Here is a 15,850-nt window from a genome sequence, read left to right as displayed (position 1 = left end):
CTTTGATGACTGATTGCAGTGCAATTTGTTTACTCCGGCCTGGCGTAAAGCAAGCGCCAGCAACCACAGAACAAACCCTGCGCGCGGGCATGGTAAACAGTCGTGATAACGCTAATAACTCACGCCAATAAATTCCAGGTTGCCCCATGCCTTCCACACCTGCCGTAAACACCCGGCTATTCGCCCTGTTCTGCCTCGCCAGCTTCTTGTTGTCGCTGTCCTACGGCTCGACGTTTTTATTGTCGTTGCTGATTCACTCACGCGGCGGCAATGAGCACGATGCCGGCAGCGTGATTTCCATGGCGATGCTCAGTACCTTCGTGGCGGTGGTGTTCTGCGGCCACTTGGCCGATGCGGTCGGTGCGGCGCGCGCGATTGCGGGCATGGGCGTATTGCTGGTGGTGGCGTGCCTGGGTTTTGCCCTGACGCCGGGGTTTGGCCTGGGGTTGATGCTGTTCGGACTGTCGTTGGGGTTGGGCTGGGGCGTGTTCTACACCTTGGGACCGATCATCGTGACGCTACTGGTGCAACCGACGCAGCGGGCAAAGTATTTTGCGCTGCTGTCGGGGAGCATGTTGAGTGGGATCGGCTCCGGCCCTTTGCTCGGGCGTGCCGCCGGCGCGCTGGATTTGCCGCTGACATCGGCCTTCTATATCGCCGGTCTTGCCAGCCTTGTCGGCGTGCTGATGTTCTGGCGAATGGGCGCCCACCTCAAACACCACGCGAATGCGCCCACCTCGAAGATTTCCTGGGCATCCAGCCGCCGCGTGCTGTCATCCAAAGCCGCGTTTGCGATCCTGATGGTCGGCCTGGGCGGCTGTGTGTTTGGTGGGCTTTCATCGTTTCAGACCAGCTATGCCGCTGCGCATGGCTTGGACTATTCGCTGTTCTTTGGCGGCTTCCTGAGCGCCGCCATTACCAGCCGGCTGTTGATCGCCGGCCACGTGGTCAAACGCGACGCGTACTGGGCTGCCTGCGTGCTGTCCGGGATCATGCTTGGCTCCATCGCGCTGTTCGCGTTTGGCGTGAGTGGCAACCTCAGCTACTTGTTGGCAGCCGCCACGCTGGGCGTGGGTTACGGCCTGACGTACTCGGTGATCAATGGGCTGGTGGCCAATGAAGCACCGCCCGGTACCACGTCACAAGCCTTGCTGCTGTTCAGCCTGGCGTACTTTGTCGGGGTGTTCGGCTTTCCGCTGCTGGCAGGCAAAATCATTGTCGATTACGGCTTGCCGACGCTGCTGGCAAGTGTGCTGGGCGTGGCCTTGTTCAACTGGCTGATCACGGTGGCGCGATTGATCTGGCGCCAGCGCTCGGCACACAAAATCTTACAGGTGCGTTAAGACCGTTCGTCGCCATCAAGGCACGAACTGCAAATGAGGGCGGACCAATAAAGGGTAAGGACATTAATCATATGGAGACACCCCTCATGAAGAATTCCAAATTTGCTGCCCTCGCCCTCACCGGCCTGCTGTCCGCCGCTTCGTTGAGTGCAGTTGCCGCCACCTCGTCTACCGGCACCACCAACCCTGCTACCAAGGAGTCTCAGGATTCGATGGGCACAGGAATGGAAACCAACGGTGGCGCGATTATCGATAATGGCGCAGACCCTCGCACTAAAGGCGCCGATACCCAGCGCCAGGCACCGGCCGCCGTCGGTAACGGCAAAATGGGCCCAGGCGTTAACAATGAACCCAAAATCAACAAAGGCGATGACAGCAACATCCCGGGCGCGCCAAAACAACCTGCGCCTTGATGCATCGATAGCAGCACCGACACCCGATCATTTCCCAGTGAAGAGGTACGCATGAACGTCGATAGAAACCTTGAAAAAGAAGTCCTCACCCGCCTGCTGCACGCCCACCCCAATGGCCTGGGCAAGGAGGTGCTGGATAACTACCGCGGCGAAAAAGAGGTCGCCAGTGTGCTGGCGTTTTTGCAGGACCGCGGGTTTATCAAGGATGGGCATGTGACCACCGACGATGCCGGTGAATATTCGTTGAACCTGCCGATCAAGCTGACAGCCTCAGGAGTTGATGAGGCGCGCAAGCTGGAAAGTGAAGGCACTGCTTGAACTAGACGAAGATCAAGTGTGGGAGCGGGCTTGTGTGGGAGCGGGCTTGCTCGCGAATGCGCAGTGTCAGTCGACATGTTAGGTGACTGATCCACCGCTTTCGCGAGCAAGCCCGCTCCCACATTTTGATAGGTATTTATCCGGCGACTAATGCGTCGACTTCAGCACTGCCAGGCGACGTCGCCGGCCCCCAGCGTGTGACCGCCAGTGCCGCCGCCGCATTGGCTCGACGTGCTGCCACTGTCGGCGTTAAACCCTCGGCCAACCCGGCCAAAAACACCCCGGCATGGGCATCGCCCGCGCCGTTGCTGTCGACCGCCTGCACCTTGAAACCCGGCACATGCTCGACCTTGCCGTGGCGACTCACCCAGCAGCCATTCGGCCCGTCGCGCACCACCAGTAATGCCTCAGCCGGCAAGTGACGATTAAGTTCGCGCAGCGCTTCGGCCAGCGTTCCGGCCCCGGTAAACGCCAGGGCTTCGGGGCCGTTGCTGGTCCAGATGTCGATGCGTGGCAGCAAGGCAACCATCAATGCCGAATCCGGCGCCTTGACCAACGGCCCCGGGTCGAACACCACACTGATCTCGCGCGGTAGCGCCAGCAACCAATCGAGCAGCGCCTGGGCCTTGCCGTCGAGTAACAGGCTGTAGCCGCTGACGTAGACATAATCGTCTGCGCGCGGCACCACGCCTGCCAGGTCCTCGGCACTCAAGTCACCCTCAGCGCCGATATGCGAAATGAAGGTGCGTTCAGTGCTGGCTTCGGTCAGCGACACACACAAGCCCGTGTCCTTGCCGGTGCTGGCCGCCTGGGCCATCTCCACGTCTTCGGCCTGCATGGCGGCGCGCGCCAGGTCGCCGAAGCGCCCCTGTCCATGGCGGCCAAGGTAAACCACCGGCAAACCATTGCGCCGTGCGGCAGCCATCACGTTAAAGCCGCCGCCGGCTTCGAAGCTGGCGGATTGCGCCAGCACGTCGCCGCCGGTTGCAGGCAGTGTGTCGAGGGCCATGACCAGGTCGACGATGACCTGGCCGGTGTGCAGCAATCTAGACATTAGCGCGCTCTACCAAAGCCGGGCGACGGTCAGCTGCGCCGCCCAGTACCGCATAAATCCCACCGGCCACCAGGAAGGTGACGATCCAGCCCAGGCCGTTGTGGCCCAGCCAGGAGTCGGACAAAGGCCCGGCGAACCAGATGTTTTCGGCGGTGGTGCCGATGGTGGTGAAGCTGAAACCCAGCACAATCGCCACCGCCCAGGCGCCAAAAGCACGCCATTCCACACCACCGCGATACCAATAGGCGCTGCTTGGGCTCACGTCCAGCAGGTCTTTGGGGCTGTAGTAGTGACGGTGGATCAGGTCGACCACAAAGATCCCGACCCAGGCGGTGATCGGCACGGCCAGCAGCGAGATGAAGGTGATGAACGGGCCGTAGAAACTGTCGGCGATCAGCATGAAGTAAATCGAACCGGCGAAGATCGCCACAATGTCGACAATCACCGCGTGCACGCGCTTGACCTTGAGGCCCAAGGTCAGCGTAGTGAGGCCCGCCGAGTACACCGAGAGATTGTTGGAGAGCAGCAGCCCGCCGAACGCAGTGATCAAGTACGGCACCGCCATCCAGGTCGGCAGCATGTCGCGGATCGCGATGATCGGGTCGGTAGCCGACGCCAGGTCGTTGTTGCCCACCGACAGCAGGCCGCCGAGGGTGATCAACAGCACCAGCGGGATGCCCGCACCAAACGCGGCGGACGCCACCAGGCGCACGGCTTTGACACTGCGGTGCTGGTAGCGCGACATGTCGGCACCGGCGTTGGCCCAGCCGATACCGGTACCGGCCGCCATGGTGCCGACGCCGATGATCATGGCGCTCAGCGGCGCCGGGGTGGCATTGAACACCGCGCTCCAGTCGATGGTCGCGCAGAGGAAGCCGCCGACCAGGATGTTCAAGGCGCCGAACACGTAGGTGGCCCACTTCTGGATGACCAGCAAGGTGGCGTGGCCGAGGCCGGATACGGACAGGGTCAGCAGCACGAAGATGGCGATAAAGATCAGCGTGAGCACCGGCGCGCTTTTAGCCTCGACCGGCGAGCCGAACAGGATCGAACACAACGACAGCAGCACAAAGGCGGCGGTGGTGGTGTTGACGGTTTCCCAGCCCAGGCGCGACATCAGCGAGACCAGCGTGGGGCCGATATTGCCGCGCACGCCGAAGATCGCGCGCGACAGCGTCAGGCTCGGTGCGCGGCCGCGACGGCCGGCAATCGAGATGATGCCCACCACGGCAAAGGAGCCGGCGGCGCCGAGGATCGCCACAATGATCGCCTGCCAGATCGCCAGGCCACGGAACGCCACCAGGGTTGCGCCGAGCGGCAAGCCAAGGATGCTGATGTTAGCCGCGAACCACACCCAGAACAGCTGCAGCGGGTGGCCATTGCACTCGCCTTCGGGGACCGGTTCGATGCCGCGTGTTTCCAATTGCCCGGCACTTTGGCCGGAAGAAGTGCTGCTCATGAGGGGGTGCTCCTGGTGCCTGTATTGTTGTGGTTGTGGCAGGTGTGCAAATAAAACTACTTACTCGCTCGGTCTCCATGACTCGGCACAATCAAATGTGGGAGCAAGCCCGCTCCCACAATTTTTTTGATTTTCAGCGCTTATCGAATTTCGAGCAGGCCTTGAACCAACACCTGCAAATCCAGGCCATTGACCTGCTTGACCTGCTCAATCATCGCTTCAGGCCAGCACTGCATGCCCAGGCACGCGCCCAACATCGCACCCAGCATGGCGGCGATGGTGTCGGTGTCGCCGCCAAGGCTGGCCGCCAGGCACAGCGCCTCGAAGGCATTCATGTCACCCACCGCCACTTGCTGGGCGAGGGCAAACGACACCACTACCGACTCTTGTGAGGCGACGGAGGTGCCGATCAGTTCGTAAAGCAGGTCGGCAAACAGGGCTTTGTCGCCGCTGCCGACGCTCAAGGTGCGCGCCCAACTGATGCGCGTGGAAATCCGCCCACCGGCAATCCAGTGGCCATGGCCCTCGGCCTGCTGCGCGAGCTGGGTGCCGATGTTAAGGGCCTCGCCCAAATCCACACCGTTGATACCCGCCGAAACCACCGCCGCCACTGCCGCCGCGCTGGAGATGCCCAGGTTGGTGTTATGGGTGACCTGGCAGGCCTGGATCACCGCCTGGATAAATTGCGCCGGGTCGCTGACGTCGGCGGCAATCCCCACTGGCGTGATGCGCATAGCGGCGCCATTGGTGGTGCCGTAGCGCCCGGATTCTTCCGGAGTGTGGCCAGCGAGGATCATGTCGATGGCGCGTTTGGTCGACGGCCCCAGCAAATCCTGGGAGCCTTTGGCGCGCATCGCCGCTTCCCATTCGATCAGGCGCTGGGCGAGTACCGTGGGTTCGATCTTGCCCTGCCCCTGCACCAGCAACTCACCGACCAGGATCGCCTGCTCGGTGTCATCGGTGATGGAGCCTGCCGGCATGTTCGGCGCAATGGGTTGATCGGCGCCAGCCACTTCCAGAGCGGTGATGGCCCCGAAGCGCTGCTGCACCTGCTCGCGGCTCAATGACTGGGTGGGCATGCCTAATGCATCGCCCAGGGCCAGGCCGTAGAAGGCACCGAGGGCACGATTTTGCGCGGTCATTTCGAAGCTCCAAACTGCAGGTGCAGGCGAAAGTGCAAAGGGTCGAGCAAGCTTTCGACATGCTCCATGAGACGCTCGCGGCGGTCGTAGGTGGTGCGCGAGGCTTTGAGAAATACCGTACCGGCTGGGCGGCCGAGCAACTCGGCGTCTTCATCGCTCAAAGGCTCGGCACCGATCCATTGATCACCCTCGGCACCCACGTAGCCGTAGGCGGCCAGGGTGACGGTGAGTGAATTATCGATCAGGCCGACACGGGGCAGGCTTTCCAGGCCACCGGTCGCGGGCATCAACGAACGTTCGAGGGACACGGCGGTGCCATCGGGGGTGCGCCGACGGCGGTCGAGGGCGATAAATTGGTCGCTGCCAAAACGGCTGAGCAGGTCCGGTCGTGTCACGGCTTCCAGGCGCAGGATGTCGGTGATGACCAGTGCGCCGGTATCGGCCAGCGCCTGTGCCCAACCGCTGCGCTGGTCGAGCACCATGCCGTCAAAGGTGACGATGGAGCCGACCCCGCTTTGCGTGGCGATGTAGTTACGACGTTTGAGCTCAGCCAGGGCTTCGCGCAAGGTGCCACGGCTGACCGCAAATTCCTCGGCCAGTTGATGCTCACCCGGCAGCAGGAAACCGTCGGCCATCACCCCACCTTCGATACGGCGGATGAGTTCGTCTACGACGCGTTTTTTCTTATCAAATCGGACATGTCTAATCATGTACAAAGTGATAACCGAAAGCGCCCGATCACAGCAAGCAAAATTATTTCAGGGTGATGAAAACTCGGCCTCAGGGCTCCAGGCCAATGCGGAAAAACTCCCCGCTGCTCCAGACGCCAAGCCAGTTCTGACCGTTGATCGGACGGCTGACCGCCAACTCGACCAATTGGTAAAACACGTTGCGATGCACCAGGGCTTCAAGGTTGGTGCGCACTCGCAGGTAAGGCGCAGGTTCCTGGGTGATCGGGTCGATCACCACCCGCAAAGGGTGTTCATGGCCCGCTTCAATGTCCTCGTCGACGTTGGTGGTGAAGCGCAGTATCTGGCTTTCGCCCTGCCCTTCGACTTCCAGCGTTACCGCGACAAAGGGCGCATCATCGACGCTGATACCGACCTTTTCCACGGGAGTGACCAGGAAATACTCATCGCCATCGCGGCGGATGATGTTGGAGAAAAACTTGACCATCGGCTTACGCCCGATCGGCGTGCCCTGGTAAAACCAGGTGCCGTCACGGGCGATGCGCATGTCGATGTTGCCGCAGAAATCCGGGTTCCACAGGTGTACCGGCGCCGGCCCCTTGCCCTTGGGCAGTTGGGCCAATAGATCATTGGCCTTGGCGGAATCGGTCATAGGGTTCTCCTCTGGATTTTATTGATCACCCATTCCCAACAGGCCGCGGGCGTATTGGGCCAGCGGGCGGGCGATCAAGTCTTCTGGCTTGTTGTCGTGGAACGTCAGTAAACCGCCACGACTGCGAATGCGTGCAGTATCAATCAAATACTGGGTGCTGGTCTCGATCAACATGATCTGGATTACGCCGCTGTCCAGGCCGACACGGTCCAACGCTTGCTGGTCTGTCCACTCATCGGCATTGCCAATACGGTCATCGGCTGCCGCAAAGCGGCAATACAGCAGGTAGTGAGCGCCCGCCGCACGGGCTTCGGCCATGGCCTGTTCGAGGCCTTCCGGCTTGCGAGCGCGGCGCACCATCGGGAAATATTCGACGAAGCCGTTGAAGGCTTCTTCGGCCACCACGTTGGGTCGCGGATAGGCGCTGCCCGGCGGCAAAAAGGCGCCCTGGGCGATAAACACAAAGGAGTCCGGCTGTATGCGCACCGAGGCGGTACGACGGGTATCACTGTGGTCCAGCAGCCCGGCGTCGCTCATCTGATAGCGGGTGCCTTCGGCCATATCGCTGACGGTCATGCAGCCACTCAGCGCCACTGACGCCAGCAACAAAACCAGACTACGCATCCTAATCCTCCAGAAGCCGGTGACGGAAAACCGGCGAATGGGCACAAGATGCAGAATCCGCGCCACTCAAGTGCAATGCAAAGCCAGCTCCCACAAAAAGCCTGCTCCCACATTCGATTGTGTGCGGTGTTAGCCGCCGATGATCTTCATCACCGTGGCACCGCCAGAGAAGGCCACTTCCTGCTTGTCACCCAAAGCCTTCATCAACAGACCTTGCAGGGCCGGCAGTGCCTGATGGCGCGGTTGGTCCAGCAGGTCGCCCACATAGTGGCGGTTGCTCGACGACAAACAGCCATGCAACCAACCGGTAGACGACAAGCGCAGGCGCGAACAGGTGCGGCAGAACGGCACGCTTTCGTTGGCGATCACGCCAAAGAAGCCTTTGCCCGGCACTTCATAGCGCACCGCCGTGGCATCAATCGGCGCGTTGGCTTGCAGGTATTCGTGATGTTCGCCAATCAGGCTGAGCAGTTGCTGCAAGCTGACAAACTGTTGCAGGAAGGCATTGGAATCCTTGGCCAGGTGGCCCATGCGCATCAGTTCGATAAAGCGCAGCTCGTAGCCACGTTCCAGGCAATAGTCGAGCAGCGGCATCACTTGGTCGAGGTTCTGCCCACGCAACGGCACCATATTGACTTTAATCTTGATGCCGGCGGCGCGGGCCTGGTCCATGCCATCGAGCACGGTGGCCAGGTCGCCGCCACGGGCGATGCTGCGGAAAGCGTCGGCATCCAGGGTATCAAGGGACACGTTGATGCGCCGAATACCCGCATCCACCAGCAGCGGCAGCTTGCGCGCCAGCAGTTGGCCGTTAGTGGTCAGGCTGATGTCACTGAGGCCCATCCCGCCCACGGCGCCCATGAAGGCTTCCAGCTTGGGGCTGACCAACGGTTCACCGCCGGTAATGCGCAAGCGCTCGATGCCGGCCGCTTCGATCAGATAAGCCACGCCACGCGCCATGGCCTCGGCCGAGAGTTCGTCCTGGGCAGCCACCAGCCGCTTGCCGTTTGGCACGCAGTAGGTACACGCGTAATTGCAGGCTGAGGTCAGGCTGATCCGCAAATTGCGAAATCGCCTGCCTTGACGATCAACGATCATGGATCACTCCGGCAGAGGATGGTTCTGGCGCGCTAAAAGCTGACTGAAAAATCAGCTTTTAGCAAGCGTCCTTGCCTGAGTATATTCCTGGGGTACTGCAAGCGGCAGCAAATCATTGCGCCATCACTGTCGGGAATAGCTTAAACAGCGGGAGCGTCGCTGCTCTTAGGCTCAGCGCTCGGCAGCTCAGCGCTGTGCTTGCGCTTGTTGCCCATGCGCACGCCGATGTCCATCAGGAACTGGAAGAAACCTTCCTGATCTTCCAGCACATTGCTCCAGAACGGCGAGTGGTACAGCGCCACCGCGCCATGCACCAACGCCCAGGCGGCGCAGTAGTGGAAATACGGTGGCACGTCTTCCAGCTTGCCTTCGCTGATGCGGCCCTTGATCAGCAGGGTGAGGCGCTCGAAGTTCGAGGCGCGGATTTTGTGCAGCTCCTCGACCATTTCCGGCACTTGATGGCCCTTGACCACCTTTTCTTCCAGGCGGTCGAACAGGCGGTAGCGCTGCGGGTCACGCATGCGGAACTCGAAATAGGCGCGTGACAGCGCCTCCTTGTCCTTGTCCACATCGGCCGAATGCAGCAGCTCGTTCAAGTCGCGCTCGTAGTCGAGCATCAGCCGCAGGTAGATCTCGGCCTTGGATTTGAAGTGTTTGTAGATCGTGCCTTTGCCGATACCCACGGCATCCGCAATCATCTCGACGGTGACGCTGTCTTCACCTTGTTCGAGGAATAACTTGAGTGCGGTGTCGAGAATCTCCTGCTCACGGCGGCGAAACTCACGGACCTTACGGGGTTCTTTGTGCATGAGGAAGAGGTCTGCAGAGGTCGGAATTAGGGAGGGTTACGCAGGGCCACGGATACGTGGCGATACGATTTACCCGATGCGAGGGATTATCCCGACTGAACGGTCGTTGGGCAACGCCTATGTGAACCCAGCGTGCGTTTTAGTTTCAGTGCGCCAACGATTAAGGGGCTATCAGTCAGAAATAATACGCAACAACTGCAGCCGTGCATCCGCTCAATGAGAACTCAAGCGAAGCGTTCGTATTCCAAATCTGTTTAAAAAACGACCAATCGCGACTGGACTGAATCGGATACTGATCAATACTTGAACTGTCGACGTGGCATCTCCCCCAAGTGACGCGTCGACCTGGGTACCGACGGACTGTGTGCCCTTGTTTTACTCCTAATGGTCTTAACCCGGATTCACCCCCCAGAACCCGGGTTTTTTTTGCCTGCGATTTGGCCGTCTCAGCCGGCCACGTGGGCCAGCGGGAACAGACGCTTGAAGTTCTCGGTGGTCTGCTCGGCAAAGCGCTCAACGGATTCACCGCGCAGCATCGCCAGGTAATCGGCCACATCGCGCACGTATTCCGGCAGGTTCGGCTTGCCGCGATGGGGGATCGGCGCGAGGTAAGGCGAATCGGTTTCCACCAGCAGGCGGTCGGCCGGCACCTGACGCGCCACGTCGCGCAAGGCGTCGGCGTTGCGGAAGGTGACGATACCCGACAGAGAAATGTAAAAGCCCAGGTCCAGCGCGGCCTTGGCCATGTCCCAGTCTTCGGTGAAGCAATGCAGCACGCCAGCCTGGGGCAAGGCGGCTTCACGCAATAGCGTCAGGGTGTCAGCGCGGGCGCCACGGGTGTGGACGATCACCGGTTTGCCGGTCTGCTGGGCCGCTTGCAGGTGCAGACGGAAAGAGGCTTGCTGTAACTCGGCGGCTTCAGGTTCGTAGTGGTAATCCAGGCCGGTTTCGCCAATCGCCACCACGCGTGGGTGGTTAAGCTCGCTCAATAGCCAGTCCAGGGCCGGCGCTTCACCGGGCTTGAGGTCCAGCGGGTGGATACCGACCGAGCAGTCGACATCGGCATAGCGATCAGCCAAGGCTTTGACGTCGGCGGCGTTGTCGGCGCTCACGCCGATGCACAGGAAGTGCCCTACCCCACGCTGGCGTGCCGCTTCCAGGGCAGCGTCGAGGGAGCCGCCGTGCTGGGCGAGGTCGAGGCGATCAAGGTGGCAGTGGGAATCTACGAGCATAGGAAAGTACGACTTAATTCATGGGAAGTGTCTGGCCGACGATACACCCGTCGGCCACGAAAATTAACGCCGGCCGAGCAAGCCAACCCATTGCACCAGCAGTGCTTCGAGCAACAGCACGCGGTTGAGGTTAGCTTTGCCGAGGACTTTTTGGCGTTGGGCCAGGATCCAGTCCTGGATGTTCAGCACCTTGTCCTGGGCACTTTTTTGCGCCAGGTACTGCACCACTTTGCGCATGTCCGGCAGGCCCAGGCCGTTTTCGTCCTGGGTCAACTGGTAGCGCAGGATCAGACTCGACCAGTCACAGAACCAGTCGAACAGCAGCAGCAACGGAATATCCTTCCAGGCGCCTTCGGCCAGTTGCGTGGCGGACTGTTCCTGCTTGAGCAGCTTCTTGACGCCATCGACCACCAGCGCCCGCTGCTCACGCACGCCTTGGGCCTGCAGCTTCACCGCCGCCAAGGGTGAACCGGCAGCCAGGGTCAGCAACTCGACCCGCTCGTCGGCAGTACATTCCGGCAGAGCCTGCGCCAGCCATTGCAGGCTCATGGCCTCGCTCGGCAATGGGCAGGCCTGCTGCACGCAACGGCTGCGGATAGTCGGCAGCAAACGGCTGGACTGATGGCTGACCAGCAACAGCACGGTGTCGCCCGATGGCTCTTCCAGGCTCTTGAGCAAGGCGTTGGCGGCGTTGATATTCATCGCCTCCACCGGCTCGATCAGCACCACCTTGCGCCCGCCCATCTGCGCTGTCTGCACCACGAAACTGACAAGGTCACGCACCTGGTCGACCTTGATCGCCTTGTCGGCCTCTTCAGGTTCGAGCAGGTAGTTGTCGGGGTGGCTGCCGGCCTTGAGCAGCAGGCAGGATTTGCACTCACCGCAGGCTTCCAGGTTGACCGGTTGCTTGCACAGCAGGCTGGCCATCAGGCGCTCGGCCAAGGCGCGCTTGCCGATACCGATGGGGCCGTGCAGCAAATAGGCATGGGCATGCTGGGCACGCCCGGCCAATTGCTGCCAGAGGCTGTCTTGCCACGGGTAGGCTTCAGCCACGGGCGCGCTCCAGGAGTTTGGGCAGCAGAGCATCGATGGCCTGCTGTACCTGCGCCAGAGGCTGGGCTGCGTCCAGTAAGGAGTAACGCGCAGGCTCAGCCTTGGCACGCTGTAGGAACGCGCTACGGACCGCATTGAAGAATGTCGAACCTTCCAGCTCGAAGCGGTCCAGGCGGCCACGGGCACTGGCGCGGGCCATGCCGACTTCCACCGGCAGGTCGAACAGCAGGGTCAAGTCGGGGCGCAAGTCGCCTTGCACGAAAGCTTCCAGGCTGGCGATGCGCTCAAGGGACAAGCCGCGCCCGCCGCCCTGGTAGGCGTAGGTGGAATCGGTAAAACGGTCGCAAATCACCACCGCGCCCCGTGCCAGCGCCGGGCGAATCACTTCGGCCAAATGCTGGGCGCGGGCAGCAAACACCAATAGCAGCTCAGTGTCCGGGTTCATTTGCTCTTCACCTGGAGCCAGCAACACTTCACGGATGCGCTCGGCCAACGGCGTACCGCCGGGCTCACGGGTTAGCACCACCTCGATGCCTTCAGCGCGCAGACGCTCGGCCAGGTAATCGCGGTTGGTGCTTTTGCCGGCGCCTTCCGGGCCTTCCAGGGTAATAAACAAGCCAGTCACAGTCAGTCCTTAGTCAGAGTCATTGCGGGCTTTGCGGCGCAGCGGCGTCCGGCGCAGGCTCGGCGGGGTTTTCAACCGGCGCGGCATCGGCAGGTGGCGTGGCATCTTCCAGCGGTTTTACCGCCGGTGCCGGGCTGGAACGGTAATCGGCGCGGCGCTTGAGCTGGAACTCACGCACGGCGGCATTATGCGCATCCAGGTCATCGGAGAAAATATGGCTGCCATCACCGCGGGCGACGAAGTACAGGCTACTGCCGGCCACCGGGTTCAAAGCAGCGTGGATCGCCTCGCGGCCGACCATGGCGATCGGCGTCGGCGGCAGGCCGGCAATCATGTAGGTGTTATAGGGGTTGGCTTCCTTGAGGTGCGCGCGGGTCAGCTTGCCGGTGTAGCGCTCGCCCAGGCCGTAGATCACCGTGGGGTCGGTCTGCAGCAGCATGCCGATTTTCAGACGGCGCACGAACACACCCGCGATCTGCCCGCGCTCTTGCGGCACACCGGTTTCCTTTTCTACCAGAGAGGCCATGATCAGCGCCTGGTAAGGGTCGGTGTACGGCGCGTCGGCGGCGCGTTGGCTCCATTCCTGGGCCAGTACATCGTCCAGGCGGTTGTAGGCTTTTTTCAGGAATTCGACATCGGTCATGCCGCGCACGAAGCGGTAAGTATCAGGAAAGAATCGCCCTTCGGGAAATACGCCGGGGTGGCCGAGCTTATCCATTACTTCGTTGTCGCTCAGGCCCGACAGGGTCTGCACGATCTTTTCGTGTTTGGCCAGCGCTGAACGCACCTGGCGGAAGTTCCAGCCTTCCACCAATGTCAGGCTGTATTGCACCACTTCACCACGCTGCCACAGGCCGATCAGGCCTTCGGCCGTCAGGTCTGGGGTCATGCGGTATTCACCGCTGTGCAGCGGCTGGCCGTCGAGGTTGAAGCGCCAGTAGAGGCGCAACCAGAAGGCGCCATCCAGCACGCCTTCGGTTTCAAGGCGATTGAAGGTGCCCGTCGGGGTGGCCCCGGCGGGCACATCGAGCAATTGTTCCTGGGGCAGATTCAGGGGCTGCTTCAGCGCAGAGTCGAGCTTCCAGGCCGAGAAGCCCAGCAGCAAGCCTGCCGAGACCAGGCCGATCTGCAGCAGTAAAACCAGTTTTCGTATCAACTCAAATTTCCAATAGCGCGCGAACAATGCCCTGCAGTTTACGGGTGAGCGGCCCAACCGACCAGCTCATCCCAGCACAACCACGTACGGGCCAAATGCCATAAACGCTGTTGCACACGAAGACTTCGTCGGCCTGTTGCAACTGCGCAAGGCTGATGTCGGCCACGGCCGCCGGGATGCCCAGGGTTTGCGCCTGCGCCAGAATCTCCGCGCGCATGACGCCGGCAACCCCGCAACGATTCAGATCAGCGGTTAGTAACAAGCCATTGCGCACCAGGAACAGGTTGCTGAACACGCCTTCGATGACGCGCCCGGACACATCCAGCATCAAGCCCTCGGCATGTTCGGCATCCTGCCATTCGGCGCGGGCGATTACCTGTTCAAGACGATTAAGGTGCTTGAGACCGGCCAGCAACGGCTGCTCGGCCAAGCGCGTGGCGCACGCAAACAGGCGGATGCCATCGGTTGCATGGGCCAGGGGATAAGCAGCGGGCGGATTGCCCTGCAAGATACGGCGCACCGGAGCGCCAGGCGTGATGCCATAGCCGCGCAGGCTGTCGCCACGGGTGAGGATCAATTTGAGTACACCATTGCCAAAGGCAGCGGCATAGGCCAGCACTTCGCTGCGGATCAGCGTGTGGTCCGCAACCAGGGCGAGGCGCCTGCAACCCGCTTCCAGGCGTTGCAGGTGCCGGTCGAGCAGCACCGGCTGCCCGGCCTTGACGGCGAGGGTCTCGAACAGCCCATCGCCATACGCCAGGCCGCGATCTTTCAGGGGCACGCTGTCCGCTGGCTGACCGTCGACCCAGCTGTGCATCACTCGGCGAACCGGCGGAACACCAGGGAACCGTTGGTGCCACCGAAACCGAACGAGTTGGAGATCACCACGTCGATCGGCATCGGCTGCGCTTCGTGAGGCACGAAGTTGAGGTCGCAGCCCTCGTCTGGTTCATCGAGGTTGATGGTCGGCGGAGCGACCTGATCCTTGATGGCCATGACGCTGAAGATCGCCTCGACCGCGCCCGCCGCACCCAACAGGTGGCCGGTCATGGACTTGGTGGAACTGACCGCCAGCTTGTAGGCGTGCTCGCCGAACACCGACTTGATGGCTTCGGCTTCCGCCAGGTCGCCAGTCGGGGTCGAAGTGCCGTGGGCATTGATGTACTGCACCTGGTTGGGGTTGACCTTCGCGTCGCGCAAGGCGTTGGTGATGCAACGCGCAGCACCGGCACCGTCGGACGGCGGCGAGGTCATGTGGTAGGCGTCACCGCTCATGCCAAAGCCGATCAGCTCGGCGTAGATGGTGGCACCGCGCGCCTTGGCGTGCTCCAGCTCTTCGAGCACCAGCGCACCGGCGCCGTCGGACAGTACAAAGCCATCACGGCCCTTGTCCCACGGACGGCTGGCGCGAGTCGGTTCGTCATTGCGCGTCGACAGCGCACGGGACGCGCCGAAGCCACCCATGCCGAGGCCGCAGGCAGCCATTTCGGCGCCACCGGCGATCATCACGTCGGCTTCGTCATAGGCAATGTTACGCGCCGCCATGCCGATGCAATGCGTACCGGTGGTGCACGCGGTGGCAATGGCGTAGTTGGGTCCCTGTGCGCCCAAATGGATCGACAGGAAACCGGAAATCATATTGATGATCGAGCCCGGCACGAAGAACGGTGAAATTCGACGGGGGCCGGAATCGTGCAGCGTGCGGCTGGTTTCTTCGATATTGGTCAAACCGCCAATACCCGAACCCATGGCCACGCCGATGCGCTCACGGTTGGCGTCGGTGACTTCCAGGCCGGCATTACGCACCGCCTGAAAACCGGCTGCCAGGCCGTATTGAATGAACAGGTCGAGCTTGCGGGATTCTTTGACCGAGAGATATTCCTCGACATTGAAGCCCTTTACCGAGCCGCCAAAACGGGTGGAATAGGCAGAAAGGTCCGTGTGTTCGATCAGACCGATACCACTGTGGCCAGCCAGAATGCCCTGCCAACTGCTCGGCACATCCGTACCCAGTGGCGACAACATACCCATACCGGTGACTACGACGCGTCTACGCGACACAGCACTCTCCTTTTTCTAATGACGACACTTTGCTTCGCAGCTTACTTTTCATCACCGCTTAAAGAAAAAACCGCACGCCGTTACAGCAGTGCGGTTTTTCCCTGTCAGCAAGCGACGACTAC

17 protein-coding genes are annotated in these 15,850 nt (G+C 61.4%); 3 read left to right on the top strand and 14 right to left on the bottom strand.

All coding sequences use genetic code 11. The features are described 5' to 3' along the window. Nucleotides 1-146: 146 nt before the first annotated feature. The 3 genes from K0H48_RS08220 to K0H48_RS08210 all read left to right on the top strand — a co-directional run bounded on the left by K0H48_RS08220 (nucleotide 147) and on the right by K0H48_RS08210 (nucleotide 2,074). Entirely contained in the window at nucleotides 147-1,343 is a 1,197-nt protein-coding gene (locus K0H48_RS08220) for an MFS transporter (protein WP_219267079.1), read from the top strand. 86 nt (nucleotides 1,344-1,429) lie between these two features. Then, the gene (locus K0H48_RS08215; protein WP_056861626.1) at nucleotides 1,430-1,756 is read left to right on the top strand and encodes a hypothetical protein; all 327 of its coding nucleotides are present in this window, start codon (nucleotides 1,430-1,432) and stop codon (nucleotides 1,754-1,756) included. 51 nt (nucleotides 1,757-1,807) lie between these two features. Then, nucleotides 1,808-2,074: a hypothetical protein gene (locus K0H48_RS08210; RefSeq protein WP_219267078.1), complete on the top strand. Its 267-nt coding sequence runs from the start codon at nucleotides 1,808-1,810 to the stop codon at nucleotides 2,072-2,074. Between the two features lie 136 nt (nucleotides 2,075-2,210). Here K0H48_RS08210 and K0H48_RS08205 read toward each other — a convergent pair whose 3' ends face one another. The 14 genes from K0H48_RS08205 to fabF all read right to left on the bottom strand — a co-directional run bounded on the left by K0H48_RS08205 (nucleotide 2,211) and on the right by fabF (nucleotide 15,728). Further along, nucleotides 2,211-3,128 (bottom strand): PfkB family carbohydrate kinase, encoded by a 918-nt coding sequence (locus tag K0H48_RS08205; protein WP_219267077.1) that lies wholly within the window; start codon nucleotides 3,126-3,128, stop codon nucleotides 2,211-2,213. Further along, entirely contained in the window at nucleotides 3,121-4,587 is a 1,467-nt protein-coding gene (locus K0H48_RS08200) for a cytosine permease (RefSeq protein ID WP_017138354.1), read from the bottom strand. The genes K0H48_RS08205 and K0H48_RS08200 overlap by 8 nt, the downstream gene beginning before the upstream one ends. Nucleotides 4,588-4,727: 140 nt before the next feature. Then, nucleotides 4,728-5,729, bottom strand: a complete 1,002-nt coding sequence (locus K0H48_RS08195; RefSeq protein ID WP_219267076.1) for an ADP-ribosylglycohydrolase family protein — start codon at nucleotides 5,727-5,729, stop codon at nucleotides 4,728-4,730. Next, nucleotides 5,726-6,439, bottom strand: a complete 714-nt coding sequence (locus K0H48_RS08190) for a GntR family transcriptional regulator (protein ID WP_219267075.1) — start codon at nucleotides 6,437-6,439, stop codon at nucleotides 5,726-5,728. Before K0H48_RS08190 ends, K0H48_RS08195 begins: the two co-directional genes overlap by 4 nt. Before the next feature lie 70 nt (nucleotides 6,440-6,509). Beyond that, nucleotides 6,510-7,070: a DUF1285 domain-containing protein gene (locus tag K0H48_RS08185; RefSeq protein WP_219267074.1), complete on the bottom strand. Its 561-nt coding sequence runs from the start codon at nucleotides 7,068-7,070 to the stop codon at nucleotides 6,510-6,512. 18 nt (nucleotides 7,071-7,088) lie between these two features. Continuing rightward, complete coding sequence (locus K0H48_RS08180; RefSeq protein WP_138814243.1) at nucleotides 7,089-7,694, bottom strand: DUF4823 domain-containing protein; 606 nt, start codon at nucleotides 7,692-7,694, stop codon at nucleotides 7,089-7,091. Nucleotides 7,695-7,823: 129 nt separating this feature from the next. Continuing rightward, nucleotides 7,824-8,792, bottom strand: coding sequence for a GTP 3',8-cyclase MoaA (locus K0H48_RS08175; protein WP_017138359.1), 969 nt, complete (start codon nucleotides 8,790-8,792; stop codon nucleotides 7,824-7,826). Nucleotides 8,793-8,932: 140 nt separating this feature from the next. Then, a complete protein-coding gene (locus tag K0H48_RS08170) occupies nucleotides 8,933-9,601 on the bottom strand; it encodes a TetR/AcrR family transcriptional regulator (RefSeq protein ID WP_219267073.1) in 669 nt (222 codons plus the stop codon). Nucleotides 9,602-10,047: 446 nt separating this feature from the next. Then, nucleotides 10,048-10,833: a TatD family hydrolase gene (locus tag K0H48_RS08165; RefSeq protein WP_058420779.1), complete on the bottom strand. Its 786-nt coding sequence runs from the start codon at nucleotides 10,831-10,833 to the stop codon at nucleotides 10,048-10,050. A gap of 63 nt (nucleotides 10,834-10,896) precedes the next feature. Continuing rightward, nucleotides 10,897-11,886 carry a DNA polymerase III subunit delta' gene (locus K0H48_RS08160; protein ID WP_219267072.1) on the bottom strand — a complete coding sequence of 330 codons (990 nt, stop codon included), beginning with the start codon at nucleotides 11,884-11,886 and terminating at the stop codon, nucleotides 10,897-10,899. After that, nucleotides 11,879-12,511 carry a dTMP kinase gene (tmk, locus tag K0H48_RS08155; RefSeq protein ID WP_219267071.1) on the bottom strand — a complete coding sequence of 211 codons (633 nt, stop codon included), beginning with the start codon at nucleotides 12,509-12,511 and terminating at the stop codon, nucleotides 11,879-11,881. The genes K0H48_RS08160 and tmk overlap by 8 nt, the downstream gene beginning before the upstream one ends. A gap of 19 nt (nucleotides 12,512-12,530) precedes the next feature. After that, nucleotides 12,531-13,667, bottom strand: a complete 1,137-nt coding sequence (gene mltG / locus K0H48_RS08150) for an endolytic transglycosylase MltG (protein ID WP_219267070.1) — start codon at nucleotides 13,665-13,667, stop codon at nucleotides 12,531-12,533. 1 nt (nucleotide 13,668) lies between these two features. After that, nucleotides 13,669-14,484 carry an aminodeoxychorismate lyase gene (gene pabC, locus K0H48_RS08145; protein WP_219267069.1) on the bottom strand — a complete coding sequence of 272 codons (816 nt, stop codon included), beginning with the start codon at nucleotides 14,482-14,484 and terminating at the stop codon, nucleotides 13,669-13,671. After that, entirely contained in the window at nucleotides 14,484-15,728 is a 1,245-nt protein-coding gene (gene fabF, locus K0H48_RS08140; RefSeq protein WP_200433820.1) for a beta-ketoacyl-ACP synthase II, read from the bottom strand. The genes pabC and fabF overlap by 1 nt, the downstream gene beginning before the upstream one ends. Nucleotides 15,729-15,850: the final 122 nt, after the last annotated feature.

Source organism: Pseudomonas sp. Xaverov 259 (assembly GCF_019352915.1).
Classification (GTDB): domain Bacteria; phylum Pseudomonadota; class Gammaproteobacteria; order Pseudomonadales; family Pseudomonadaceae; genus Aquipseudomonas.
This window is presented reverse-complemented; position numbering and strand designations above follow the sequence as displayed.

Bases quoted from the DNA above. Each gene is read 5' to 3' on its own strand.
- K0H48_RS08195 (WP_219267076.1), bottom strand. From the start codon at position 5,729: ATGACCGCGCAAAATCGTGCCCTCGGTGCCTTCTACGGCCTGGCCCTG.
- K0H48_RS08205 (WP_219267077.1), bottom strand. From the start codon at position 3,128: ATGTCTAGATTGCTGCACACCGGCCAGGTCATCGTCGACCTGGTCATG.
- K0H48_RS08215 (WP_056861626.1), top strand. From the start codon at position 1,430: ATGAAGAATTCCAAATTTGCTGCCCTCGCCCTCACCGGCCTGCTGTCC.
- K0H48_RS08180 (WP_138814243.1), bottom strand. From the start codon at position 7,694: ATGCGTAGTCTGGTTTTGTTGCTGGCGTCAGTGGCGCTGAGTGGCTGC.
- K0H48_RS08200 (WP_017138354.1), bottom strand. From the start codon at position 4,587: ATGAGCAGCACTTCTTCCGGCCAAAGTGCCGGGCAATTGGAAACACGC.
- K0H48_RS08220 (WP_219267079.1), top strand. From the start codon at position 147: ATGCCTTCCACACCTGCCGTAAACACCCGGCTATTCGCCCTGTTCTGC.
- K0H48_RS08210 (WP_219267078.1), top strand. From the start codon at position 1,808: ATGAACGTCGATAGAAACCTTGAAAAAGAAGTCCTCACCCGCCTGCTG.
- K0H48_RS08165 (WP_058420779.1), bottom strand. From the start codon at position 10,833: ATGCTCGTAGATTCCCACTGCCACCTTGATCGCCTCGACCTCGCCCAG.
- K0H48_RS08185 (WP_219267074.1), bottom strand. From the start codon at position 7,070: ATGACCGATTCCGCCAAGGCCAATGATCTATTGGCCCAACTGCCCAAG.
- K0H48_RS08170 (WP_219267073.1), bottom strand. From the start codon at position 9,601: ATGCACAAAGAACCCCGTAAGGTCCGTGAGTTTCGCCGCCGTGAGCAG.
- pabC (WP_219267069.1), bottom strand. From the start codon at position 14,484: ATGCACAGCTGGGTCGACGGTCAGCCAGCGGACAGCGTGCCCCTGAAA.
- K0H48_RS08175 (WP_017138359.1), bottom strand. From the start codon at position 8,792: ATGATCGTTGATCGTCAAGGCAGGCGATTTCGCAATTTGCGGATCAGC.
- K0H48_RS08190 (WP_219267075.1), bottom strand. From the start codon at position 6,439: ATGATTAGACATGTCCGATTTGATAAGAAAAAACGCGTCGTAGACGAA.